Source organism: Paraburkholderia sp. RL17-347-BIC-D (assembly GCF_046027915.1).
Lineage (GTDB): Bacteria > Pseudomonadota > Gammaproteobacteria > Burkholderiales > Burkholderiaceae > Paraburkholderia.
Genome location: NZ_JARESS010000201.1, coordinates 1 through 877, shown reverse-complemented (window position 1 = coordinate 877; position 877 = coordinate 1). Strand labels below are relative to the sequence as shown.

The window sequence follows — 877 nt, the reverse complement described above, 5'->3', positions numbered from 1 at the left end:
CGCGGCCACCGCGTTTGGGGCCGAACTCGTCCTGAAGGTCCAGTCGCCGACCGATGCCGAGTTGCCGTTGCTTAAACGCGGCGCGACGCTGGTCGGCATGCTCGATCCGTTTAATACCGAAAACTCATCAAAGCTGGCGACAGCGGGCGTCACCGCGTTCGCGCTCGAAGCCGCGCCGAGAACCACGCGCGCGCAGAGTCTGGACGTGCTGTCGTCGCAGGCGAACATTGCGGGCTACAAGGCGGTTTTATTGGCCGCCACGCTCTATCCGCGCTTCATGCCAATGCTGATGACCGCAGCGGGCACCGTGAAGGCGGCGCGCGTGCTGATTCTCGGCGCGGGCGTGGCCGGTTTGCAGGCGATCGCGACCGCCAAGCGCCTGGGGGCGGTGATCGAAGCCTCCGACGTACGTCCAGCGGTGAAAGAGCAGATCGAATCGCTCGGCGCGAAGTTTCTCGACGTGCCCTACGAAACCGACGAGGAGCGCGAAGCCGCGCAGGGCGTCGGCGGCTATGCGCGGCCGATGCCGCCTTCGTGGCTCACGCGCCAGTCCGCGCTGGTCCACGAACGGGCCAAACAGGCCGACGTGGTGATTTCCACCGCGCTGATCCCTGGCCGCGCCGCGCCGACGCTGATCTCGGTCGAAACCGTGCAGGCGATGAAACCCGGCTCCGTGCTGGTCGACCTCGCCGCGGGCCGCGGTGCCGAGTACGAAGGCCAGCGCGGCGGCAACTGTCCACTCACTGAAGCGGACAAGGTCGTCATCAAACACGGCGTAACGATCGTCGGCTATACGAATCTCGCTTCGATGGTGCCCGCCGACGCGTCCTCGCTCTACGCACGCAACCTGCTCGACTTCCTGAAGCTGATCATCACG

General features: G+C 66.0%; 1 protein-coding gene. It reads left to right on the top strand.

Annotation, left to right across the window (positions count from 1 at the left end; all coding sequences use genetic code 11):
* Positions 1–877: NAD(P) transhydrogenase subunit alpha (locus P0D96_RS48150; RefSeq protein WP_408321390.1), on the top strand; the 877-nt coding region annotated here is incomplete at both ends.